The sequence below is a fragment of the Pseudaquabacterium inlustre genome, from assembly GCF_038066595.1.
GTDB lineage: Bacteria > Pseudomonadota > Gammaproteobacteria > Burkholderiales > Burkholderiaceae_C > Pseudaquabacterium > Pseudaquabacterium inlustre.
The window spans coordinates 345,111-367,761 of the sequence record NZ_JBBUTH010000003.1; the positions used below are offsets into that span (position 1 = coordinate 345,111).

25 protein-coding genes, 1 tRNA gene and 2 pseudogenes are annotated in these 22,651 nt (G+C 69.1%); 23 read left to right on the top strand and 5 right to left on the bottom strand.

Features of this window, described 5'->3' with window-relative positions; all coding sequences use genetic code 11:
- The first annotated feature begins 9 nt into the window (after nucleotides 1-9).
- The 13 genes and pseudogenes from slmA to tatC all read left to right on the top strand — a co-directional run bounded on the left by slmA (nucleotide 10) and on the right by tatC (nucleotide 6,962).
- Nucleotides 10-714 (top strand): nucleoid occlusion factor SlmA, encoded by a 705-nt coding sequence (gene slmA / locus AACH10_RS06855; RefSeq protein ID WP_341409620.1) that lies wholly within the window; start codon nucleotides 10-12, stop codon nucleotides 712-714.
- Between the two features lie 7 nt (nucleotides 715-721).
- Nucleotides 722-1,393, top strand: a complete 672-nt coding sequence (pdeM, locus tag AACH10_RS06860; protein WP_341409621.1) for a ligase-associated DNA damage response endonuclease PdeM — start codon at nucleotides 722-724, stop codon at nucleotides 1,391-1,393.
- Nucleotides 1,394-1,395: 2 nt separating this feature from the next.
- Complete coding sequence (locus tag AACH10_RS06865; RefSeq protein WP_341409622.1) at nucleotides 1,396-2,328, top strand: ATP-binding protein; 933 nt, start codon at nucleotides 1,396-1,398, stop codon at nucleotides 2,326-2,328.
- On the top strand, nucleotides 2,321-2,827 hold the full coding sequence (locus AACH10_RS06870; protein ID WP_341409623.1) for an NUDIX domain-containing protein: 507 nt from the start codon (nucleotides 2,321-2,323) through the stop codon (nucleotides 2,825-2,827). Before AACH10_RS06865 ends, AACH10_RS06870 begins: the two co-directional genes overlap by 8 nt.
- 81 nt (nucleotides 2,828-2,908) lie before the next feature.
- Entirely contained in the window at nucleotides 2,909-3,802 is an 894-nt protein-coding gene (locus AACH10_RS06875; protein ID WP_341409624.1) for an SPFH domain-containing protein, read from the top strand.
- A 41-nt stretch (nucleotides 3,803-3,843) separates the two neighbouring features.
- Nucleotides 3,844-4,086 (top strand): type II toxin-antitoxin system antitoxin, encoded by a 243-nt coding sequence (locus AACH10_RS06880; protein ID WP_341409625.1) that lies wholly within the window; start codon nucleotides 3,844-3,846, stop codon nucleotides 4,084-4,086.
- A 30-nt stretch (nucleotides 4,087-4,116) separates the two neighbouring features.
- Nucleotides 4,117-4,521 carry a phosphoribosyl-AMP cyclohydrolase gene (gene hisI / locus AACH10_RS06885; RefSeq protein WP_341409626.1) on the top strand — a complete coding sequence of 135 codons (405 nt, stop codon included), beginning with the start codon at nucleotides 4,117-4,119 and terminating at the stop codon, nucleotides 4,519-4,521.
- A complete protein-coding gene (locus AACH10_RS06890; protein ID WP_341409627.1) occupies nucleotides 4,518-4,886 on the top strand; it encodes a phosphoribosyl-ATP diphosphatase in 369 nt (122 codons plus the stop codon). The genes hisI and AACH10_RS06890 overlap by 4 nt, the downstream gene beginning before the upstream one ends.
- A gap of 39 nt (nucleotides 4,887-4,925) precedes the next feature.
- Nucleotides 4,926-5,273 (top strand): histidine triad nucleotide-binding protein, encoded by a 348-nt coding sequence (locus tag AACH10_RS06895; protein ID WP_341409628.1) that lies wholly within the window; start codon nucleotides 4,926-4,928, stop codon nucleotides 5,271-5,273.
- 79 nt (nucleotides 5,274-5,352) lie between these two features.
- Nucleotides 5,353-5,589, top strand: coding sequence for a Sec-independent protein translocase subunit TatA (gene tatA / locus AACH10_RS06900; RefSeq protein WP_341409629.1), 237 nt, complete (start codon nucleotides 5,353-5,355; stop codon nucleotides 5,587-5,589).
- A gap of 92 nt (nucleotides 5,590-5,681) precedes the next feature.
- Nucleotides 5,682-5,912, top strand: a pseudogene (gene tatB / locus AACH10_RS25340) (Sec-independent protein translocase protein TatB); the annotation flags it as partial.
- A gap of 126 nt (nucleotides 5,913-6,038) precedes the next feature.
- Nucleotides 6,039-6,173, top strand: a pseudogene (gene tatB, locus AACH10_RS25345) (Sec-independent protein translocase protein TatB); the annotation flags it as partial.
- A 3-nt stretch (nucleotides 6,174-6,176) separates the two neighbouring features.
- Nucleotides 6,177-6,962: a twin-arginine translocase subunit TatC gene (gene tatC, locus AACH10_RS06910; RefSeq protein ID WP_341409631.1), complete on the top strand. Its 786-nt coding sequence runs from the start codon at nucleotides 6,177-6,179 to the stop codon at nucleotides 6,960-6,962.
- Between the two features lie 22 nt (nucleotides 6,963-6,984).
- On the opposite strand, the gene AACH10_RS06915 is transcribed toward tatC, so the two are convergent.
- Nucleotides 6,985-8,172 carry a S1C family serine protease gene (locus AACH10_RS06915; protein ID WP_341409632.1) on the bottom strand — a complete coding sequence of 396 codons (1,188 nt, stop codon included), beginning with the start codon at nucleotides 8,170-8,172 and terminating at the stop codon, nucleotides 6,985-6,987.
- 37 nt (nucleotides 8,173-8,209) lie between these two features.
- Between AACH10_RS06915 and AACH10_RS06920 the strand changes: the two genes are divergently transcribed.
- On the top strand, nucleotides 8,210-8,986 hold the full coding sequence (locus AACH10_RS06920; protein WP_341409633.1) for a Nif3-like dinuclear metal center hexameric protein: 777 nt from the start codon (nucleotides 8,210-8,212) through the stop codon (nucleotides 8,984-8,986).
- Between the two features lie 46 nt (nucleotides 8,987-9,032).
- On the opposite strand, the gene AACH10_RS06925 is transcribed toward AACH10_RS06920, so the two are convergent.
- Nucleotides 9,033-9,581: a porin family protein gene (locus AACH10_RS06925; RefSeq protein WP_341409634.1), complete on the bottom strand. Its 549-nt coding sequence runs from the start codon at nucleotides 9,579-9,581 to the stop codon at nucleotides 9,033-9,035.
- 155 nt (nucleotides 9,582-9,736) lie between these two features.
- On the opposite strand from AACH10_RS06925, the gene pdxA reads away from it, so the two are divergent.
- Complete coding sequence (gene pdxA, locus AACH10_RS06930) at nucleotides 9,737-10,786, top strand: 4-hydroxythreonine-4-phosphate dehydrogenase PdxA (protein WP_341409635.1); 1,050 nt, start codon at nucleotides 9,737-9,739, stop codon at nucleotides 10,784-10,786.
- Nucleotides 10,787-10,811: 25 nt separating this feature from the next.
- Here the strand turns inward: pdxA and AACH10_RS06935 are convergent, their stop codons facing one another.
- Both AACH10_RS06935 and mscL read right to left on the bottom strand, forming a co-directional pair.
- Nucleotides 10,812-13,196 (bottom strand): DUF1631 family protein, encoded by a 2,385-nt coding sequence (locus AACH10_RS06935; RefSeq protein WP_341409636.1) that lies wholly within the window; start codon nucleotides 13,194-13,196, stop codon nucleotides 10,812-10,814.
- A 328-nt stretch (nucleotides 13,197-13,524) separates the two neighbouring features.
- A complete protein-coding gene (mscL, locus tag AACH10_RS06940; protein WP_341409637.1) occupies nucleotides 13,525-13,965 on the bottom strand; it encodes a large conductance mechanosensitive channel protein MscL in 441 nt (146 codons plus the stop codon).
- Between the two features lie 181 nt (nucleotides 13,966-14,146).
- Here mscL and petA point away from each other — a divergent pair, with 181 nt between their 5' ends.
- From petA to AACH10_RS06970, 6 genes are all read left to right on the top strand, one after another.
- The gene (gene petA, locus AACH10_RS06945) at nucleotides 14,147-14,746 is read left to right on the top strand and encodes a ubiquinol-cytochrome c reductase iron-sulfur subunit (protein WP_341409638.1); all 600 of its coding nucleotides are present in this window, start codon (nucleotides 14,147-14,149) and stop codon (nucleotides 14,744-14,746) included.
- 22 nt (nucleotides 14,747-14,768) lie between these two features.
- A complete protein-coding gene (locus AACH10_RS06950) occupies nucleotides 14,769-16,175 on the top strand; it encodes a cytochrome b (RefSeq protein ID WP_341409639.1) in 1,407 nt (468 codons plus the stop codon).
- 18 nt (nucleotides 16,176-16,193) lie between these two features.
- On the top strand, nucleotides 16,194-16,961 hold the full coding sequence (locus AACH10_RS06955) for a cytochrome c1 (protein ID WP_341409640.1): 768 nt from the start codon (nucleotides 16,194-16,196) through the stop codon (nucleotides 16,959-16,961).
- Between the two features lie 110 nt (nucleotides 16,962-17,071).
- On the top strand, nucleotides 17,072-17,689 hold the full coding sequence (locus tag AACH10_RS06960) for a glutathione S-transferase N-terminal domain-containing protein (RefSeq protein ID WP_341409641.1): 618 nt from the start codon (nucleotides 17,072-17,074) through the stop codon (nucleotides 17,687-17,689).
- 26 nt (nucleotides 17,690-17,715) lie between these two features.
- Nucleotides 17,716-18,246 carry a ClpXP protease specificity-enhancing factor gene (locus AACH10_RS06965; RefSeq protein WP_341409642.1) on the top strand — a complete coding sequence of 177 codons (531 nt, stop codon included), beginning with the start codon at nucleotides 17,716-17,718 and terminating at the stop codon, nucleotides 18,244-18,246.
- An 81-nt stretch (nucleotides 18,247-18,327) separates the two neighbouring features.
- Nucleotides 18,328-18,403 (top strand) — tRNA-Thr (locus AACH10_RS06970).
- A 27-nt stretch (nucleotides 18,404-18,430) separates the two neighbouring features.
- On the opposite strand, the gene AACH10_RS06975 is transcribed toward AACH10_RS06970, so the two are convergent.
- A complete protein-coding gene (locus tag AACH10_RS06975) occupies nucleotides 18,431-18,772 on the bottom strand; it encodes a hypothetical protein (protein WP_341409643.1) in 342 nt (113 codons plus the stop codon).
- Nucleotides 18,773-19,118: 346 nt separating this feature from the next.
- Here AACH10_RS06975 and secA point away from each other — a divergent pair, with 346 nt between their 5' ends.
- Both secA and AACH10_RS06985 read left to right on the top strand, forming a co-directional pair.
- Nucleotides 19,119-21,863 carry a preprotein translocase subunit SecA gene (secA, locus tag AACH10_RS06980; protein WP_341409644.1) on the top strand — a complete coding sequence of 915 codons (2,745 nt, stop codon included), beginning with the start codon at nucleotides 19,119-19,121 and terminating at the stop codon, nucleotides 21,861-21,863.
- Between the two features lie 195 nt (nucleotides 21,864-22,058).
- Nucleotides 22,059-22,577 (top strand): FxDxF family PEP-CTERM protein, encoded by a 519-nt coding sequence (locus tag AACH10_RS06985; protein ID WP_341409645.1) that lies wholly within the window; start codon nucleotides 22,059-22,061, stop codon nucleotides 22,575-22,577.
- Nucleotides 22,578-22,651: the final 74 nt, after the last annotated feature.

A 22,651-nucleotide genomic window follows, 5' to 3' on the forward strand; every position in this document is an offset into this window, starting at 1 on the left:
CCTGCCGTGATGTCTGATCCTGACGCGCCATCCGGCATTGCAGCCGCGCTGCTGGCCCCCCTGGTGGGTGGCGGCCTGGCGGCCGAGTCCGATGGTGCGGCCGCGTCGGCCACGCCGGCACTGCCCGCCCGCAAGCGCCCGCGCCCTGGCGAGCGCCGCGTGCAGATCCTGCACACGCTGGCCGCCATGCTGGAGCAGCCCGGCGCCGAGCGCATCACCACCGCCGCGCTGGCCGCGCGGCTGGAGGTGAGCGAGGCCGCGCTGTACCGCCACTTCGCCAGCAAGGCGCAGATGTTCGAGGGCCTGATCGAGTTCATCGAGACCAGCGTGTTCACGCTGGTCAACCAGATCACCGAGCGCGAGACCGATGGCGCCGCGCAGGCCCGGCGCATCGTGGCCATGGTGCTGCAGTTCGGCGAGAAGAACCCCGGCATGGTGCGCGTGATGGTGGGCGACGCGCTGGTGTTCGAGCATGAGCGGCTCACCGCGCGCATGAACCAGTTCTTCGACCGCGTGGAATCGCAACTGCGCCAGAGCCTGCGCGCCGCGGCCGATGCCGCCGGGTCCGCCACACCCACGGTGGATGCCCAGGTGGCGGCCTCGGGCCTGGCCGCGCTGGTCGCCGGCCGCCTGCAGCGCTATGCGCGCTCGGGCTTCCGTCGCAGCCCCACCGAGCACCTCGAGCCACTGCTGGCACGCCTGACGCTGCTGTGAGCGCGCGATGAGCACGGCAGCCTGGCACACGCTGCCGGGCGGTGCCCGGTTGCAACTGCTGCCGCACAAGGCGGCCTTCGATCCTGATCAGAGCCTGCTGCTGGTGGCCGATGCCCACCTGGGCAAGGCCGTGTCCTTCCGCCGCCTGGGCGTGCCGGTGCCGGCCGGCACCACGGCCCAGGGCCTGGCGCGGCTGGATGCGGCGCTGGCTGCCACCGGTGCGCGCGAGGTCGTGTTCCTGGGCGATCTGCTGCATTCGGTGCGTGCATTGGCGCCGGCCACGATGGCCGAAGTGCAGGCCTGGCGCGATCGTCACCCCGATCTGGCGCTGACCCTGGTGCGCGGCAACCACGACGCCCATGCCGGCGATCCGCCGCCCGGCCTGCGCGTCACGGCCGTCGATGGCCCGCTGCGCCGCGGCCCCTGGGCCCTGGTGCACGCGCCGCAGGCGGTGGCCGGCGCCTATGCGCTGGCCGGCCATGTGCATCCGGGCGTGGTGCTGGCCGGCCGGGGCCGGCAGACGCTGCGCCTGCCGTGCTTCCACTTCGGGCCGCAGTGCGGCGTGCTGCCGGCCTTCGGCGAGTTCACCGGCCTGCATGTGCTGCCGCGGGCGCCGGGCGATGCGGTGTACGCCGTGGCCGATGACCGGGTGCAGGCGCTGGCTACACTGCCCGGATGACCGTGTCTGCCTCCCCCCTGGACGCGCTGCTGCAGCGCGCCGATGCCTTGCTGGCGCGCCTGGAAGGCGTGCTGCCCCATCCGCTCACCGCCCCCGACTGGGGTGCCTCGATCGCCTTCCGCTACCGCCGCCGCGGCGCCTCGGGCTGGCTGCAGCCGGTGCGCCAGGTGGCCGGCATCCGCCTGTCTGATCTGCAGGAGGTGGATGGCCAGAAGGAGCGCCTGCTGCGCAACACCGCGCAATTCGTGGCCGGCCAACCGGCCAACAACGTGCTGCTCACCGGCGCGCGCGGCACCGGCAAGAGCAGCCTGATCAAGGCCTGCCTGAACGAGTTCTCGCCGCAAGGGCTGCGCCTGATCGAGGTGGACAAGGCCGACCTGGTGGACCTGCCCGATCTGGTGGACCTGGTGGCCGAGCGGCCCGAGCGCTTCATCGTGTTCTGTGACGACCTCAGCTTCGACGAGGGCGAGCCCGGCTACAAGGCGCTCAAGAGCATCCTCGACGGCAGCGTGGCCGCTGCCAGCGACAACGTGCTGATCTACGCCACCAGCAACCGCCGCCACCTGCTGCCCGAGTACATGAAGGAGAACCTCAGCTACCAGCACACCGAGGACGGCGAGGTGCACCCCGGCGAGGTGGTGGAGGAGAAGATCAGCCTGAGCGAGCGCTTCGGCCTGTGGATCAGCTTCTACCCGTTCAGTCAGCCCGAGTACCTGGCCATCGTGGCGCAGTGGCTGCGGCACTTCGGCGTGTCCGAGGCGGCCATCGACACCGCGCGCCAGCCCAGCCTGGTGTGGGCGCTGGAGCGTGGCTCGCGCTCGGGCCGCGTGGCCTACCAGTTCGCGCGCGACTGGGCCGGGCGCGACCATGGCGGCGATGCGGCGAACGCGCCGTCCACCGACGCCCCGGCGCCCGACGGGCTGGACCATGTCTGACGCCGGTCTGCCGAAGATCACCGCCGTCGACGGTGCGCCCACGCACGACCGGCCCATCACCGAGGTGGCCGTGGGCGTGCTGGTGCGCCGCGACGCGCAGGGCCGCGAGGGTGACTTCCTGCTCACCACCCGGCCCGAGGGCAAGGTGTACGCCGGTTACTGGGAATACCCCGGCGGCAAGTTCGAGCCCGGCGAGACGCTGGAGCAGGCCCTGCGCCGCGAACTGCAGGAAGAACTGGGCATCACCATCGGCGCGGTGCACCCGTGGCAGGTGGAGATGTTCGACTACCCGCACGCCCGCGTGCGGCTGAACTTCTGCAAGGTGTACGACTGGACCGGCGAGCTGCACATGCGCGAAGGCCAGCAGATGGCCTGGTGCGCGCTGCCGGTGCCCGTGGCGCCGGTGCTGCCCGGCACGCTGCCGGTACTGCGCTGGTTCGCCGCCGAGCGCGGCCATGCCGGTGCGCTGACCCTCGAAGCGCGGCCCGCGCCGGGCTGATCCCCTGTTCGCCGTGCGTGCTTGACAAGCGCCGTCACCGGCTCCTAAAGTGATATCACTTTGAGATCACGGGAGACAGGCATGGGTCAAGTGGAATCGCGTGAGCGCGCGGTGCGCAGCACCTCGGGCTGGCCCTGGGTGCTGCTGGGTGCGGCGTGTCTGGTGGGCGCGGTGGCCGTGGCGCTGCAACGGCTGGGCGCGGTGTCGTGGCTGGCGGGGGTGGCGCTGGTGCTGGCGGGCCTGGCCTGCTGGATGGGCCTGTACATGCTGCAGCCCAACCAGGCGGCCGTGCTGCAGTTCTTCGGCGAGTACGCGGGCACCGACCGCAGTGCCGGCCTGCGCTGGACGAACCCGTTGCGCACGCGGCGCAAGGTGTCGGTGCGCGTACACAACTTCAACGGTGACCGGCTGAAGGTCAACGACCTGCGCGGCAACCCGATCGAGATCGCCGCGGCCGTGGTCTGGCGCGTGCAGGACACCGCCCGCGCGCTGTTCGACGTGGAGGACTACGAAGCCTATGTGCGCATCCAGGCCGAGGCGGCCGTGCGCAACGTGGCCTCGCGCTACGCCTACGACCATCTGGACGCCGAGCCCGGCGCCACCGGCACCCACGAGGTCACGCTGCGCTCGGGCGGCGAGGAGGTGGCGGCGGCGCTGCGTGGCGAACTGCAGGCGCGCTTTGCGGCGGCCGGCGTGGTGGTGGAGGATGCCAAGCTCACCCACCTGGCCTACGCCCCCGAGATCGCCGGCACCATGCTGCGCCGGCAGCAGGCCGAGGCGGTGGTGGCGGCGCGGGCCAAGATCGTGCAGGGCGCGGTGGGCATGGTCGAGATGGCCTTGCAGGGCCTGGAGGCGCGCGGTCTCGTCGCGCTGGACGACGAGCGCAAGGCCGCGATGGTCAGTAACCTGCTGGTGGTGCTGTGTGGCGACCGCGACGCGACGCCGGTGGTCAACACCGGCACGCTCTACGGCTGATGCGCGCCACGGGGGCGCGTGTGGCGCGCTGCAGGCCCTGAATGGCCAGTCCGGGCAAGAAGGCGTTTGCGCTGCGCATCGACCCGGCCCTGTGGGCCGAGGTCGAGCGCCTGGCGGCGGCCGAGCTGCGCAGCGCCAACGCGCAGGCCGAGCTGCTGCTGCGCGAGGCGCTGCGCGCCCGCCTGGGCGATGCGGCGCTGCGCCGTGTGCTGGCTGCCGGGGCTGCGCGGCCTGCGGCAACGGACGCGCGCGCGCCGGATGACCCGGCGCCGGGCGAAGGCTGAGGGGCGGCGCCCGCTCGCTACACTGCCGGGATGGATTGGCTCGACAGCATCAAGTGGGACAGCGACGGCCTGGTGCCGGTGATCGCGCAGGAGGCGGGCACCGGTGACGTGCTGATGTTCGCGTGGATGAACCGCGAGGCCCTGGCGCTGACCGCCGAGCGCGGCCAGGCCGTCTACTTCAGCCGCTCGCGCCAGCGCCTGTGGCACAAGGGCGAGGAAAGCGGGCACTTCCAGCAGGTGCACGAGATGCGCCTGGACTGCGATGCCGACGTGGTGCTGCTCAAGGTCACGCAACTCGGCCACGAGCCGGGCATCGCCTGCCACACCGGCCGCCACAGCTGCTTCTACAGCCGGCTGGAAGGCGACGCCGCGGGCCGCCGCTGGACGCCGGTGGAGCCGGTGCTGCAAGACCCCGCCTCGATCTACAAGAAATGACCGCTTCCAGCCCCCCCGTCACCTCGCAGGATCTGCTGGCCCGTCTGGCCGCGGTGATCGACAGCCGCAAGCCCGCCAACGGCGGCGACCCCGACAAGAGCTACGTGGCCAAGCTGTTCACCAAGGGCACCGACGCGATCCTGAAGAAGGTGGGCGAGGAAGCCACCGAGACGGTGATGGCCGCCAAGGACGGCGACCGCGCCAAGATCGTCTACGAGGTGGCCGACCTGTGGTTCCACTCGATCATCGCGCTGGCGCAGTTCGATCTCGAACCCGCCGACGTGCTGGCCGAGCTGGCCCGGCGCGAGGGCTTGTCGGGCCTGGAAGAATTCGCCCGCCGCAGCGCACCGCCGCCCTCCGCCTGAAACCTGCTGGCCCGGGCCTTGCATTCAACACGCACCGACATGAACGCCGATCCGAACTGCATCTTCTGCAAGATCGTCGCCGGGCAGATCCCGGCGAAGAAAGTCCACGAGGACGACCACATCCTCGCCTTCCACGACATCCAGCCCTGGTCGCCGGTGCATATCCTGGTCATTCCCAAGACGCACATCGTCAGCATGGCCGAGGTGGGTGACGAGCACGCCGAGCTGCTGGGCCGCATGATGGCCGTCACGCCGCGGCTGATGCGCGAGCTGGGCGTGACCAACGGCTTTCGCCATGTCATCAACACCGGCCGCGACGGCATGCAGGAGGTGATGCACCTGCATCTGCATGTCATGGGCGGCCCGCGCCCCTGGAACAAAGGCTGATCCGGCCGGTCTCACCGGGCAGCTGGGGTCCAACCCCTAGAATCATCGTTTACGCCTCAGATTTCTCCAGGAGTTCGTCATGGGTTCATTCAGCATCTGGCACTGGCTCATCGTGCTGCTCGTGGTGGTGCTGATCTTCGGCACCAAGAAGCTCAAGAACGTCGGCAGCGATCTCGGATCGGCCGTCAAGGGCTTCAAGGACGGCATGCGCGACGGCTCGGCCGACACGCCGGTCAACCCGAATGCGCAGGTGCCGCATCAGCAGAAGTCGGCCGACGCCGGCACCGTGGACGTCGAGGCCAAGACCAAGTCTTGACCGTCCTGTCCTGAGCGGCCGCCGCCGGCGGTCGGCGCCCTGGCGCCGGCGCCGCGTCGCCGCCGGGCCTCTTGCCGCGAGCCCCCTCCCGCATGATCGATTTCGGATTCGACAAGCTCGCGCTCATCGGCGCGGTGGCGCTGATCGTCATCGGCCCCGAGAAGCTGCCCAAGGTGGCTCGCACCGTGGGCACGCTGCTGGGCAAGGCGCGCCGCTACGTGGCCGACGTCAAGGCCGAGGTCAACCGCTCGATCGAGCTGGAAGAACTGCAGAAGATGAAGTCGCAGTTCGAGACCGCCGCACGCGACGTCGAGCAGACGGTCACCAACGACCTCAACGCCGCGCAGCAGTCGTTCAACGACCAGTTCGCCGAACTGGGCAACGGCTTCGGCGGCAGCGGCTACAGCGGCTCGTCGTCGGCGGATCCGCTGCCCGAACTGCCGCCCACTTACCAGCGGCCCAACAAGCGCTGGCGCCTGAAGCGCAGCGCCGTGCCGCGCTGGTACAAGCAGCGCGCCGGCGTGCGCGGCCATGTGCAGTCGGGCGCCGCGCGCGTGGCGCGCCACCGGCCGAAGAAGGTCTGATCCGTGAGCACTGAACCCCACGACGAACTGGCCGGCACCGAGCAGCCCTTCGTCTCGCACCTGATCGAGCTGCGCGATCGCATGATCCGCGCGCTGATCGCCGTCGGCATCGCGTTCGGCGTGCTGTGCCTGTGGCCCGGCCCGGGCGGCATGTACGACCTGCTGGCCCAGCCGCTGGTGGCCTCGCTGCCCAAGGGCAGCACGATGATCGCCACCAACGTGATCTCGCCCTTCCTGGTGCCGCTCAAGGTCACGCTGATGGCGGCCTTCCTGGTGGCGCTGCCGGTGGTGCTGTACCAGGTGTGGGCCTTCGTCGCGCCGGGCCTGTACAGCCACGAGAAGCGCCTGGTGCTGCCGCTGGTGGTCTCCAGCACCGTGCTGTTCCTGATGGGCGTGGCCTTCTGCTACTTTTTCGTGTTCGGCCAGGTGTTCAAGTTCATCCAGGGCTTCGCGCCCAAGAGCATCACCGCCGCGCCCGACATCGAGGCCTATCTCGGCTTCGTGCTCACGATGTTCATCGCCTTCGGTGCGGCCTTCGAGGTGCCGGTGGCGGTGGTGGTGCTGGCGCGCATGGGCGTGGTCAGCATCGCCAAGCTCAAGGAGTGGCGCGGCTACTTCATCGTGGGCGCCTTCGTGGTCTCGGCCGTGATCACGCCGCCCGACATCGTGTCGCAGCTGTCGCTGGCGATTCCGATGTGCCTGCTCTACGAGGTGGGCATCTGGGCCGCGCGCATCTTCATCAAGCACACCAAGGCGCCCGACGCCGAGGCCGAGACGCCCGCGGCCTGAGCTGGCCGCTGATGGCCACCGCTCACTGCGGCTGACGCCGCGGCAGCTGTGGCTTGCGCTGGATCACGTCCACGGTCAGCGTCATGGCCTGCGGGCCACGCTGGATCTGCAGCTTGGCCGGCTTGCCCGGCGGCAGCGCGGCCACGGTGTTGAGCAGCTGCGCCACGCTGGCCACTGGCTGGCCGGCCACGGCCAGCACCACGTCGCCGGGCTTCATGCCGCCCTTGTAGGCCGGCCCGTCCTGCAGCACGCCGGTGATCAGCACGCCCTTGCTGACCGCCAGCTTGAAGTTCTCGACGAACTCGGGCGTCAAGTCGCGCGGCTCGACGCCGATCCAGCCGCGGCGCACCTCGCCGTCGCGCAGCAGGTCGTCCATCACGCGGCGCGCCACGTCCACCGGGATGGCGAAGCCGATGCCCATGCTGCCGCCCGAGCGCGAGTAGATGGCGGTGTTGATGCCCACCAGCTGGCCCTGCGCATCCACCAGCGCGCCGCCCGAGTTGCCGGGGTTGATGGCCGCATCGGTCTGGATGAAGCTTTCGAAGGTGGACAGGCCCAGGCCGTTGCGGCCCAGTGCGCTGACGATGCCCATGGTCACCGTCTGGCCCACGTTGAACGGGTTGCCGATGGCCAGCACTGCGTCACCCACCTGCAGTTCGCCGCTGCGGCCCAGGGCCACGGCCGGCAGCTTGTCCAGCGGGATGCGCAGCACGGCCAGATCGGTCTCGGGGTCGGTGCCCACCACCTCGGCGCGCACCTCGCGGCCATCGGCCAGGCGGATGTCGATCTCGCGGGCGTTGTCCACCACGTGATGGTTGGTCAGCAGCAGGCCGTCGGCGGAGACGATCACGCCCGAGCCGAAGCCCGATTGCGGCTGACCCCGCTCGCCGAAGAAGAAGTTGAAGTTCGGGTCGTCGGCATGCGGGTTGCGGCTGCGCGCGATGCTGGTGGTGACGCTGACCACCGCCGGCGCCGCGGCGCGGGCGGCGGCGGCAAAGCCCTCGCGCGGCACGGCCGGTGCGCTGCCACCGGCGGCGGGCAGCAGGCCCAGGCCACTGCGTGCGGCTCCGCCCTGTCCCAGCAGGGGCGGCAGCGGCCGCGCGGCACGGCTGCCCAGGTTCAGCCAATGGGGCTTGAGCGTGCCCACCACGAACAGCACGGCCAGGGCCACCGTGGTGGCCTGGGAGAAAATCAGCCAGAGACGTCGCATCGGTGGGCGGTGGGGCAGGACAGAAGGCGGAACGACGATGGACGATGGACGGCAGCAGGTGGCGCGCGGCGCGCTGGAATCGCATCTGGCCGCGCTGCTGGGGGTCGACCGCTTTCGGGATTATGGGCCGAACGGTCTGCAGGTCGAGGGCCGGGCCCCGGTGCGCAAGCTGGTCAGCGGCGTGACCGCCAGCCTGGCCTTCATCGAGGCGGCCATTGCCGAGGGCGCCGACGCATTGCTGGTGCACCACGGCCTGTTCTGGCGCGGGCAGGACGGGCGTGTGACGGGCTGGATGCGCCAGCGCCTGGGCCGGCTGCTGGCGGCCGACGTGAGCCTGTTCGCCTACCACCTGCCGCTGGATGCGCATGCCGAGCTGGGCAACAACGCGCAACTCGGCGCACGCCTGGGGCTGGTGGCCGACGGCCGCTTCGGCGAGCAGGATCTGGGCTTCATCGGCCCGGCCGCCGACCTGCCGGATGCGGCGGCGCTGGCGACGCGCGCCGCCACGGCCCTGGGCCCGCTGGCCCGTGCGCCGGTGCTGCTGCCCGGCGATGGACGCCCGCTGAAGCGCGTGGCCTGGTGCACCGGCGGTGCGCAGGGCTATTTCGAGGCGGCCATCGCGGCCGGCGCCGATGCCTTCATCACCGGCGAGCTGTCGGAGCCGCAGGCCCACATCGCGCGCGAGACCGGTGCGGCCTTCCTGGCCTGCGGCCACCATGCCACCGAGCGCTACGGCGTGCAGGCGCTGGGCGAGCACCTGGCGCGCGAGTTCGGCCTCGCGCACCGGTTCATCGAGATCGACAACCCGGCCTAGCTCTGCGCGGGCCGGCGCCGGGCCGCCCCAAGCCGGGTGCTCCAGCTCAGAAGCCGAACTTCACGCCCAGCGTGAACTGGTCGGCGTTCGGGTGGGTGTCGAAGGCGGCCAGGCGATAGCGTTCCCATTCGGCGCGCAGCGCGGTGCTCTTGCTCAGCTGGTATTGCACGCCGGCGCCCACCTTCAGCGCCAGGCCATGGTCGCTGCCGCTGGCGGTGAGGGTCTTCATGTCGGCCAGGCCCACGCGGCCCAGCAGGCTGAAGCCGTTGCCCATCGGCATCAGGCCCACGCCGTCCAGGCTGTAGCCGCGGGCGAACGCCTGGTTGCCATTGGCGTCGCGCTGGTAGCCCAGGCGCGCCGAGCTCAGCTCCAGCGCGTAGTTGGGCGTGAACTGGTAGCCGCCGTAGACCTTGTAGCTGCTGCCGCCGTCGCTGCCGTCGATGCCATTGACCGACCCGCGCCAGCTGCTGGTGCCCAGGCTGCCGCCCAGGTAGTACGGGGTGTCCGCGCGGGCGGCGCCGGTGCCCAGCGCCAGCACGGCGGCGGTGGCCAGGGCGACGGACCAGGAGGGAAGCGAGGAGGGGATGTGCCGCATCAGGCGACTCCGGTGGTGGAACAGGCTTCCATGCTGCGCAGCACGGCCTGCGCGGCCATGTCCCGTGCGCAAAGCCGGGTGAAGCTGCGCAAGCCTGTGTGAGCGCCTGGTCGAGGGCCGCCGCGGCGCGTGCGGCGCGCACGACAATGCCGGTCATGGCCCCGTCTTCGCTTTCGCACGCCCCCGCACCTTCGTCGCCTGCCCCGTCCCTGCTGGCCGTCAGTGCCGGCGACCCCTGTGGCATCGGGCCCGAGACGCTGGCCAAGGCGATGGCCGCCGGGGCGCTGGGCCCGGCCGTCGTGGTGGGCAGCGTGGCGGTCATGCGCCGCGCCGTGGCGCAGTGCGGGCTGATGCTGCCGGTGGCCGTGCTCGACGAGCCCGCCGATGCGCTGGGCCTGCCGGCCCGGTGCCTGGGCGTGTGGCAGCCGCCGGGCCTGCCGGCGGCGCTGGAAGCGCTGCCGATGGGCCGCATCCATGCCGACGCCGGCCGCGCGGCAGCGCGCTGCATCGAGGCCGCAGCCGGCCTGGTGCAGGCCGGCCAGGCGGCGGCGCTGCTGACCGCGCCGATCCACAAGGAGGCGCTGTCGGCAGCCGGCGTGCCCTACCCGGGCCACACCGAGATGCTGCAGGCCCTGGCCGGCGGCGTGCCGGTGCGCATGATGCTGGCCAACGAGCAACTGCGCGTGGTGCTGGTCACCATCCATGTGGCGCTGCGCCGTGCCATCGAGATGCTCGACACCGACGGCATCCTGCAGACGCTGCGCATCGCCCACACGGCCGCGCGCGCCTGGGGCCAGGTGCGGCCGCGCATCGCGGTGGCGGGCCTGAACCCGCATGCCGGCGAAGGTGGGTTGTTCGGCGACGAGGAGATCCGCATCATCGCCCCGGCGATTGCCGCGGCGCAGGCCGAGGGCATCGACGCCAGCGGCCCCCACGCGCCCGACACGGTGTTCATGCGCGCCCGCCATGCGCCGCCGGCGCATCCCGGTGAGTTCGACCTGGTGGTGGCCATGACGCACGACCATGGCCTGATCCCGGTGAAGTACCTGGGCGTGGAGGAGGGCGTCAACGTGACGCTGGGTCTGCCGTTCGTGCGCACCAGCCCCGACCACGGCACGGCCTTCGACATCGCCGGCACCGGGCGCGCCGATGCGGCCAGCCTGATTGCCGCGGCGCGCATGGCGCGGGCGCTGGCAGGTGGCTGAGCCGGGGAGGGCTGGCGCGGGCGGCTCAGCGTCGCGCCGGCAGCAGGTCGGCCAGCTGGCGGCGCGCGCGGGCGGTGGCGCGTTCCAGCAGGTAGGCGTTTTCGAAGGCGCGCAGGCGGCCGGCCTCGCACAGGCGGGCCAGCATGCGGTAGGTCAGCGACACGGTCTGCCGCTGCTTGCTGCCGTGGGTGAAGACGAAGAAGCTGCGCCCGGCGCTGACATGGGTGAGCTTGGCCTTGCGCCATTCGCTGTCCAGGTGCATCTGGTAGGCGAAGCCGATCTGCACATGGTCGGCCAGGTTCTTGCCGCGCGTGGGCTCGGGCGCCTCGGGGGCGGGCAGGCCGTCCAGCGCGATGTCCACCGCCGCCACCTCGGGCTCGGCGGGCGCCCCCAGGTCGATGTCGACGCTGCCGTTCCAGTCCACCGCCGCCTCGTCCACCAGGCCCACGGCCTGCGCCTCGGCGGGGGTGAAGGCCGGCTCCAGGGCGTCGGCCTGCAGTGCCTTGGCGGCTGCCGGCGACATCGGCGGCAGTTCACCGGGTGCGGGCAGCGGCGTGGCCAGCGCGCCATCCACGCGCTTGGCCAGCAGGTTGTGCTCCAGCGTCGACAGCGGCTGCACCCGCAGCGCCTCGGCGTGGGCCGGCAGCAGCTTGGCGAAGAAGTCGCGCCGCAACTCCTCGGGGCAGCGCAGCCGGTCGAGCCCGGCGTTGATGTCCTTCATCAGCTGCGGCAGCGCACGCAGGAACAGCTGGCGCTGGGCCGGCGTGCCCTTGGGCTGCACGCTCATCGCCAGTTCGCGGCCCACCTCGCGGGTGCGGCGCGCGGTGGCGCTGTCCTTGCCTTCGTGCTGCTCGGCGCTGGCGATCGCGCGGCTCCAGGTCTGGGCCAGGAACTCGCGCAGGAAATCGGGCACCGGCAGGCCGGCCAGCGCGTCGTCCAGCTTCTGCGAGAAGTGGGCCTGGGCCTGCAGCTCGCCTTCCTTGCGCGCCAGCACCGCATCGGGATTGCCCAGCGCCTGCACCTCGGCCCGGGCCTGCTCGGCGATGAAGGCCTCGAGCGATTGCAGCTTGGCCTCGTAGACCTCGATCTGCTCGAAGTCGCCGTCCACCACCTCCTGCACCAGCGCGGCCACGCGTGCCAGCAGGGCACGGCCGGGCGGGCCGTCGAAATCGTCCACCGCCGTGCCCAGCGAGGCGATGCGGTTGATGAAGCGGCGCACCGGGTGGCGGCGCGACGAGAAGAAGGCATGGTCGCCCAGCGCCGCGCGCAGCACCGGCAGCTGCAGCCGCGCGATCTGGCGCGCCATCTGCGGCGGCACCTTGGCGTCCGACAGGATCTGGTCGAACAGCCCGGCGATCACGTCGATCACCATGTGGTCGAGCGCACCGGTGGCCGCCTGGCGCAGCTCGTCGCGGTAGGTGAGGATCAGGTTCGGCGCCGCCATTGGCAGGCCGTCGAGCGAGACGGCCTCGCCGTGCGCCGGGTAGCCGTCGAAGCCGCCTGCCAGCGGCTGGCTGCCGCTGGGATACACGGCCTGGCCGTGGTCGTGCGCCAGCCGGCGGATCAGCGACCGCATCGGCGCATCCACATGGCCCAGCGACCCGCCACCGGCGTGGCCGCCCAGGCTGCCACCCATGCCACCGCGCACCGACGCGCCGAAACCGCTGCGGCCAGCGCCATGGCCGGGCCGCGTGCTCAGCCGGCCCGAGGCGGACAGCTCGTGGCCCGCGCTGCTGTCACCGGCCAGCGCACCCTGCGTCGAATCCGCGCCCAAGCCGCCATGGCCGCTGCGGCCGGGGGTCTGGCGCACCGCCAGGCCCACCGGCTTGATGCCGCTGTTGCGGAAATCGCCCACGATGTCGCCGTAGGTCTGGCGCATGGCCTGCGCCAGCGAGCGGCCGATCTCGGTGGCCAGCACCTTGCGCACCTCGGGCCGGTCGCTCATGGCGTCGACCGCGCGCATCATGGCGCGGGCGATCACCTCGGCGCGCAGCGGGTTGCGGTCGTGCTCGGCCGCGCCCAGGCCCAGCAGCGAACCCATGTAGGCGTCGAGCTCGCGGATCTCCCACTCGCAGGCGTGGGCGATCTCGAGCGAGAAGCGGTCGGCCGAGATGTGGATCTCGACCTCGTGGTCGTCCACCAGCGACAGCTTGTCCCAGTTCGAGATCAGCGATTCCGGTGTCACCGCCGGGTGGGGTGTGGGCGTCAGCGCGCCGGTCTGGCGCGCCACGTCGGTGTCCAGCGCCTCGTTGAAGGTGAGCGCGAAGATTGCCAGCTTGCGATTCAGCTCGTACTGCGCGCCCAGCAGAGCGTCGCGCTGCACCACGCTGCCGCAGGCCAGGGCGGCCAGGCCCAGGCTGTCCACCGTGTGCTCGGCCGCGGCGCGCGCGGCCATCCGCACACGTTGCACGGCACCTTCCAGATGGGCTGGCAGTCGCAGGGGAGGGGTCTGATCCATGGGGCGGGCAGGCACGGACCACCGAAATGCGGTGGCTTGCCGGTGCTCGGCGAAGACTTCTACTCCTGGCTTATCGGCAGCGCGGCACGCCACTTGACCCGCAGGCCAACCCCGCGGCGCCTTCCGTTGCCGGGCCCCTGGCGTCACCCGCGGTGACAAGCCGGGGCGGGACGCTCGGAATGTGGTGCGGGCGCCACGTTGGGCGCCCGCCGATCCCTGCGCTGGATCAAAGGGCCACGCAGGGCTGGGGCGGGCTGCGAGGCCCGCCGTGCAGGCCGACTCAGCGGCTCTTCAGTGCGTCGCGGATCTCGCGCAGCAGCACCACGTCTTCCGGCGTGGGGGCCGGCGCGGCGGGCGGGGGCGGCGGCTCGGCCTTCTTCAGGCGGTTCACCTGCTTGACCATCATGAAGATGATGAAGGCCAGGATCACGAAGTTCAGCGCTACGGTGATGAAGTTGCCGTAGGCCAGCATCGGCACGCCGGCCTTGCTGAGGTCGGCATAGGTCATCGCGCCCTTGAAATCGGCCGGCGGATTGCCCAGCAGGATGAAGTAGTTGCTGAAGTCCAGGCCGCCGAAGATCTTGCCGACGATGGGCATGATCACGTCCTTGACCAGGGAATCGACGATCTTGCCGAAGGCGCCGCCGATGATCACGCCGACGGCGAGATCCATCACGTTGCCCTTCAATGCAAATTCCTTGAATTCCGATGTGAAGCTCATCCGGGGTACTCCTTATGTTGCGACCGGCGTGGATCTGCCTGTGGTCGCGGCGCAGTATCGGTCAGGTTGCGGGGCCGTCAATCGGTGGCTGGCAGGGGCCGCGGTCGGGTCGGCTCCGCTAGAATCGCGGGTTGCCCTTCAGACCATTCGCAGCCGTTCGGCTCTCTTCCAGAGGATTCCCATGAGTGACAGTCCCGTCGACCAAGGCCGACGCACCTGGGTGGCGATCACGGCCGGTGCCGGCGCCATCGGTGGCGTCGCGGCCGCCGTGCCCTTCGTCAGCACCTTTGCCCCGTCCGAGCGCGCCAAGGCCGCCGGCGCCGCCGTGGAGGCCGACATCAGCGGTCTGAAGCCCGGCGAGAAGATGACCGTCGAATGGCGTGGCAAGCCGGTCTGGATCGTGCGCCGCACGAAGGAGCAGCTGGACGGCCTGAAGAAGCTGGACGCCCAGGTGGCCGACCCGAAGAGCGAGCGCAAGCCCTCGGAACTGACGCCCGAGTACGCCCGCAACGAGTTCCGCTCGATCAAGCCCGAGTACCTGGTGGCCGTGGGCATCTGCTCGCACCTGGGCTGCTCGCCGTCGGACAAGTTCGTCGCCGGGGCCCAGCCCTCGCTGCCGGACGACTGGCAAGGTGGCTTCCTGTGCCCCTGCCACGGCTCCACGTTCGACATGGCCGGCCGCGTGTTCAAGAACAAGCCCGCGCCCGACAACCTCGAAGTTCCTCCGCACATGTACCTCAGCGACACCAAGTTGCTGATCGGCGAAGACAAGAAGGGCTGACGCAAGTCAGGACGAGGCAAGCATGGCAACTTTCAAGGACATCCCCGCCGACGCACCCCTGGGTGCCAAGGTGACGAACTGGTTCGAGAACCGGTTCCCGACCGCGTTCGACGCCTACAAGGTTCACATGTCGGAGTACTACGCTCCGAAGAACTTCAACGCGTGGTACTTCTTCGGCTCGCTGGCCCTGCTGGTGCTGGTGATCCAGATCGTCACCGGCATCTTCCTGGTGATGCATTACAAGCCCGACGCCAACCTGGCGTTCGCCTCGGTCGAGTACATCATGCGCGATGTGCCCTGGGGCTGGCTGATCCGCTACATGCACTCCACCGGCGCCTCGGCGTTCTTCGTGGTGGTGTACCTGCACATGTGGCGCGGGCTGATCTATGGCAGCTACCGCAAGCCGCGTGAGCTGGTGTGGATCTTCGGTTGCGCGATCTTCCTGTGCCTGATGGCCGAAGCCTTCATGGGCTACCTGCTGCCCTGGGGCCAGATGTCGTACTGGGGCGCCCAGGTGATCGTGAACCTGTTCGCCGCCGTGCCCTTCATCGGCCCCGACCTGGCCCTGCTGATCCGCGGCGACTACGTGGTGGGTGACGCGACGCTGAACCGCTTCTTCAGCTTCCACGTCATCGCCGTGCCGCTGGTGCTGCTGGGCCTGGTGGTGGCCCACCTGCTGGCCCTGCACGACGTGGGTTCGAACAACCCCGACGGCGTCGAGATCAAGGGCCCCAAGGCCCCGAAGGACGCCAACGGCAAGCCGCTGGACGGCATCCCGTTCCACCCGTTCTACACGGTGCACGACATCTTCGGCGTGGGCATGTTCCTGATGGTGTTCACCGCCATCATCTTCTTCGGCCCGGAACTCGGTGGCTACTTCCTCGAGTACAACAACTTCATCCCGGCTGACCCGCTGAAGACGCCGCCGCACATCGCACCGGTGTGGTACTTCACGCCGTTCTACTCGATGCTGCGTGCGACCACCGACGTGATGGTGAACGTGCTGGTCGTGATCCTGGCCCTCGGCGGTCTGGGTGCCCTGGCGGTGCTGCGCGGCAAGGCGCGCATCGCCGCGGTGGTGGGCGTGGCCGTTGCGGCCGTGCTGCTCAAGACCTTCGACGCCAAGTTCTGGGGCGTGGTGGTGATGGGCGGTGCCGTGGTGATCCTGTTCTTCCTGCCCTGGCTGGACAACAGCCCGGCCAAGAGCCTGCGCTACCGCCCGACCTGGCACAAGGTGCTCTACACCGTGTTCGTGATCTTCTTCGTCGTGCTGGCCTACCTGGGCATCCAGCCGCCGAGCGAGATCGGCACCCTGATTGCCCAGGTGGGCACGCTCTTCTACTTCGGCTTCTTCCTGCTGATGCCGTGGTGGAGCACGATCGGTACCTTCAAGCCGGTGCCCGATCGCGTGACCTTCCACCCCCACTGACGCAGGAGCACTCTGATCATGAAAAGAATCATTGCAGGGCTGCTGGCGGCGCTGTCGCTGTGCACGTCGGCTGTGGCCAGCGAGGGCGGCCCGGCCTGGGACAAGTTCCCGAAGGAGCGCGTCACCGATGTGGCCGCTCTGCAGAACGGCGCCAAGCTGTTCGTCAACTACTGCCTGAACTGCCACGCGGCGGCGTTCATGCGCTTCAACCGGCTGCGTGACATCGGCCTGACCGAAGACCAGATCAAGAAGAACATGCTCTTCCCCACCGAGAAGGTGGGCGATCTGATGACGGTGGCGCTGAATGCCAAGGACGCCAAGGAGTGGTTCGGTGCCACGCCGCCCGACCTGACCGTGGTGGCCCGCTCGCGTGCGGGCGCCAACGGCAGCGGCGCCGACTACCTCTACACCTACATGCGCACGTTCTACCGCGACGAGACCAAGGCCACGGGTTGGAACAACCTGGTCTTCCCGTCGGTGGGCATGCCGCATGTGCTGTGGGAACTGCAGGGCGAGCAGCGCGCCGTGTTTGCCAACGAAAAGGATCCGCACGATCCGGCCAAGACCACCCACGTGTTCAAGGGTTTCGAGCAGACCAAGCCCGGCAAGCTGAGCAAGGCCGACTACGATTCGGCTGTGGCCGATCTGGTCGCCTACCTGCAGTGGATGGGCGAGCCCGCGCAGAACCAGCGCGTGCGCCTGGGTGTCTGGGTGTTGCTGTTCCTGTCGGTCTTCACCTTGATCGCCTGGCGTCTGAACGCCGCCTACTGGAAAAACGTCAAGTGACGTTTCGCGGGCCTGACTGAACCGTCAGGCCCAACGCGCGCAGCGGATGCTTTCTCGCGCCGCTGCGCGTTTTGTCTTTTCTGAGAACTGCTGACTGGGAGTCCGCCGTCATGATGGTGCTCTACTCCGGAACCACCTGCCCCTATTCGCACCGTTGCCGCTTCGTGCTGTTCGAGAAGGGCATGGACTTCGAGATCCGCGACGTCGATCTCTTCGCCAAGCCCGAAGACATCGCCTTGATGAACCCGTACAACGAGGTGCCCATCCTCGTCGAGCGTGACCTCATCCTGTACGAGTCGCACATCATCAACGAGTACATCGACGAGCGCTTCCCGCATCCGCAGCTGATGCCCGGCGACCCGGTGGCCCGAGCGCGCGTGCGCCTGTTCCTCTTCAACTTCGAGAAGGAACTGTTCGCCCACGTCAACACGCTGGAAGGCCGTGGCACGACGGTCAAGGCCACCGACAAGCAGCTCGAGAAGGCGCGCAACCAGATCCGTGAGCGACTCACGCAGCTGGCGCCGATCTTCATGAAGAACAAGTACATGCTGGGCGACGACTTCAGCATGCTCGATGTGGCCATCGCCCCGCTGCTGTGGCGCCTGGACTACTACGGCATCGACCTCAGCAAGAACGCTGCGCCGCTGCTGAAGTACGCCGAGCGCATCTTCTCGCGTCCGGCCTACATCGAGGCGCTGACGCCGTCCGAGAAGGTGATGCGCAAGTGATGCGCGCCTGAGCCGCCGAATCCGCGATGAGCAAACCGGTCGGCCCTGAAGAGCAGGGCAGTTCCACGCGTCCGTACCTGATCCGCGCACTGCACGAGTGGTGCGTGGACAACGGCTTCACACCCTATGTCGCGGTCTACGTGTCGGCAGGTGTGCAGGTGCCGATGGAGTACGTCAAGAACAACGAGATCGTGCTCAACATCGGTGTCGATGCCACGTCGGGGCTGGAGCTGGGCAACGAGTACATCTCGTTCAAGGCCCGCTTCGGCGGTGTGGCCCGCGACATCATCGTGCCGGTGGACCATGTGGTGGCGATCTACGCGCGCGAGAACGGCCAGGGCATGGCCTTCCCGGTGCCCACGCCCGGCGAAGGCACCACCGCGGTGGCCCCGGCCGATGCGCAACCGGCCGAGTCGTCGCGCGCGGGCCTGCGCCTGGCCACCACGGCCGACGATGACGCGGCCGACGCCGAGGCGCCGTCTGCCGACGAGGGCGCGCCGACCGACACGCCGCCAGCAGGCGGTGGCGGCCGGCCGGCGCTCAAGCGCGTGAAGTAGGCGTCAAAGCGTGTTTTGCGAGGCACTGCGCGCACCATGCGCGCAGTGCAGCGGCCTGACTTCTAGAATGCAGGCTGCCGTGCCGGCTTAGCTCAGTTGGTAGAGCACCCGCCTTGTAAGCGGAAGGTCTTCGGTTCGATTCCGAAAGCCGGCACCACCCCTCTCTCCCGCCAACCCGTGCCGATCAGGTGGGCGACAGCAGCTTGACCCGCACCGCACGCGCGTCGAAGCCGCTGTGCTGCAGCCGGTTCATCAGCGTGGGCAGCATCTGCCGGAGCTTGGCCGACACGGCCGGGTTGCCGGCCAGCAGCGTCCAGCCATCCTCGTCGATCGGCCCGGCCTTGACATGCGGGCGCATCGGCGGCGGCAGCAGCGGGCGGATGGCGGCCAGCCGCGCCTCGGACTCGCGCATGCGCTGCATCAGCGAGCCCAGGGCCTGGTTGCCGGCCAGCGCCTGATCGATGCCGCGTGTACCGGGTGGCAAGGGGGCCGAACCCGGGCTGGGTTTGGGGGGCTGCGAGGCCATGGGCGAGGGGTGAGGACGGGGGTGTTGCCGTGGCGCGCGGGCCGCTGGAACACGGGCCCGACGCCGGCAGGGCGTGTAACCCCGAATGATAGACTCGCTAGCTTTGCGGGCTGCCGCTGGTGCAGTGCAGGTGCGGGCCTTGTGGCCTGGCGTGCCGTCCCCATCTGCGCGTCAGTCCGCGAGCCGCAAGACACCCTGACGACCTCATGACGAGAGGCTGGCCACCCGGCCGGCCCCGAGCCCCGATCCCTCCGCGTGACGGGTCTTTGCTGCAGCCCGAGCGCGCCGGAACCGCCGACGCTGACGGCCGAGCGAGCCCACCCGAACCGCCCAGCCCTCACGCCGCATGTTGCCCAAGCTTCTCACCTCGATTTTCGGCAGCCGCAACGAACGCCTGCTGAAGCAGTACCGCAAGGTCGTCGATCGCATCAACGCGATGGAGCCGCAGTTCGAGAAGCTCGACGATGCCGCGCTGCGTGGCAAGACCGACGAGTTCCGTGCCCGCCTGGCCAAGGGCGAGACGCTGGACGACCTGCTGCCCGAAGCCTTCGCCACGGTGCGTGAGGCTGGCAAGCGCACGATGAAGATGCGCCACTTCGACGTGCAGCTGCTGGGCGGCATGGCCCTGCACCACGGCAAGATTGCCGAGATGGGCACCGGCGAAGGCAAGACGCTGACTGGCACGCTGCCGGTGTACCTGAATGCGCTGTCGGGCAAGGGCGTGCACGTGGTCACCGTCAACGACTACCTGGCCCGGCGTGACGCGGAATGGATGAGCAAGCTCTACGGCTTCCTCGGCCTGACGGTCGGTGTCAACGTGCCCGGCATGGAGCGCGAGGCCAAGCAGGCCGCCTACGCCGCCGACATCACGCACGGCACGAACAACGAGTTCGGCTTCGACTACCTGCGCGACAACATGGTCTACGAGGTGCGCGACCGCGTGCAGCGTGGCCTGAACTTCGCCATCGTCGACGAGGTGGACTCGATCCTGATCGACGAGGCGCGCACGCCGCTGATCATCAGCGGCCAGGCCGAGGATCACACCGAGCTGTACGTGCGCATCAACGCCGTGGTGCCGGGCCTGAAGAAGCAGATCGGCGAAGCCGATCCGCGCACCGGCGAGGGCGTGATCGAGCCGGGCGACTTCACGGTCGACGAGAAGACCCACCAGGTCTTCCTGACCGAGGACGGCCATGAGAACGCCGAGACCCTGTTGCGCCAGGCCGGCCTGCTGGTGGAGGGCGCCAGCCTCTATGACGCCGCCAACATCACGCTGATGCACCATGTGTACGCGGCGCTGCGGGCCCACCACCTGTACCACCGCGACCAGCACTACGTGAACCAGGGCGGCGAGATCGTCATCGTCGACGAGTTCACCGGCCGCCTGATGACGGGCCGCCGCTGGAGCGACGGCCTGCACCAGGCCGTCGAGGCCAAGGAAGGCGTGCAGATCCAGAGCGAGAACCAGACGCTGGCCTCGATCACCTTCCAGAACTACTTCCGCATGTACGCCAAGCTGGGCGGCATGACCGGCACGGCCGACACCGAGGCCTACGAGTTCCAGGAGATCTACGGCCTGGAGACCGTGGTGATCCCGTCGAACCGCCCGCGCATCCGCAAGGACGAGCTCGACCTGGTCTACAAGACCGCCAAGGAGAAGTTCGACGCGGTGATCGCCGACATCCGCGCCAGCCATGAGCGCGGCCAGCCGGTGCTGGTGGGCACCACCTCGATCGAGAACTCCGAGCTGATCAGCGGCCTGCTCACCAAGGCCAAGCTGCCGCACCAGGTGCTCAACGCCAAGCAGCATGCCAAGGAGGCCGAGATCGTGGCCCAGGCCGGGCGCCCGGGCATGATCACCATCGCCACCAACATGGCCGGCCGCGGCACCGACATCGTGTTGGGCGGCAACGTCGAGAAGCAGGTGCAGATGGTGGAGGCCGACGAGGCCCTGCCGGCCGACGAGAAGGCGCGCCGCATCCAGAAGCTGCACGACGAATGGGCGGGCCTGAACGCCCAGGTCAAGGCCGCTGGCGGCCTGCGCATCATCGCCACCGAGCGCCACGAGAGCCGTCGCATCGACAACCAGCTGCGCGGCCGTGCCGGTCGCCAGGGCGATCCGGGCCAGAGCCGCTTCTACCTGTCGTTGGACGACTCGCTGATGCGCATCTTCGCGGGTGACCGCGTGCGCGCCATCATGGACCGCCTGAAGATGCCCGAGGGCGAGGCCATCGAGGCCGGCATCGTCACGCGCAGCATCGAGAGCGCCCAACGCAAGGTGGAAGCGCGCAACTTCGACGTGCGCAAGCAACTGCTGGAGTACGACGACGTCTCGAACGACCAGCGCAAGGTGATCTACCAGCAGCGCAACGAGATCCTCGAATCCGACTCGGTGGCCGCGCAGATCACCAACCTGCGCAAGAGCTCGATGACCGAGGTGGTGCGCACCTTTGTGGCCGCCGACTCGGTGGAAGAGCAATGGGATCTGCCGGGCCTGGAGAAGGTGCTGGCCGACGAGTGGCAGGTGGCGGTGAACCTGCGCGCCGAGGTCGAGAAGAGCGACGCCATCACCGACGAGGACATCGTCGAGCGCGTGGTGGCGGCCGCCGATGCGGCGTTCCAGGTGAAGCTGGACGCGGTGGGCCTCGACCAGTTCAACCCGTTCATGCGCATGGTGCTGCTGCAAAGCATCGACAGCCACTGGCGCGAGCACCTGGCCGCGCTGGACTACCTGCGCCAGGGCATCCACCTGCGCGGCTATGCGCAAAAGAACCCGAAGCAGGAATACAAGCGCGAAGCCTTCGAACTGTTCAGCCAGTTGCTGGACGTGGTGAAGATGGAAGTCACGCGCATCCTGATGACGGTTCGCATCCAGACCCAGGAACAGGTCGCCGAAGCCGCTGAAGCCATCGAGTCATCGGCCGGCCAGCTGAGCAACGTGACCTACACGCACCCGAATGAAGACGGCAGCGTGAGCCAGGACACCGATCCGTCCACGGTCGCGGCCGATTTGCCGCGCGTCGGACGCAACGATCCGTGCCCATGCGGAAGTGGTCAAAAGTATAAAAACTGCCACGGCAAGCTGAATTGATCTGAAAAGACTGGCAGTTGATTGCGGTTTGGTTACAAAACTCCACCTGACCGCCCCCTGTTTGGGGGTCTCTGTGGCTTTGTGTTGCATTGCAGCACGGTCTAGACTGTCCATGAAGTTGAAATTATTCCGGGTAGACGTTAGCGGGTGATCCTGCAGCGGATGCTCGTTGTTGTAGCTATCACGGAGGTACTCATGAAATTGAAGTCTGTGGCGCTGGCCATCTCGGCGCTCGTCCTGTCCGTTGGTGCGCAAGCCGGCAACCTGGGTACGTTGTCTATCCCGTCGTCGACGAGCTTCAGCGCTTCGGCATCGACTGGCATGCTCGACGAAACCTGGAGCTTCGAGACGCTCGCGTCGTCGTACGCCAACGCCACGGTCACGAACACCGTGACGGTGTTGATGAACTCTGTTCTCTACGGGCTGAGCAATTTCAGCGCGACGCTCGACGGCACACCGCTGGTGTTGTCGCACGTCATCACCGGCACCTCGCCGTTCATCCAGGACATGCAGACCCTGGCGATGACGCCGATCCTGATCGGTGCTGGCACGCATCAACTGAAGGTCACGGGCACTGTGATTGGTCAGTATGGTGGTGGGTACAGCACGACCTTGGCGCTGGCGGCCGCTCCGGTGCCGGAACCCGAAACCTACGCCATGATGCTGGCCGGCCTGGGTGCTCTGGGCTTCCTGGCCAGCCGCCGTCGCGGCTGATCGAACAGCATCGCGGGCTACGGCGCCCGCATGCCAGACAAGGCGGCTTCGGCCGCCTTGTTCGTTTCTACAAT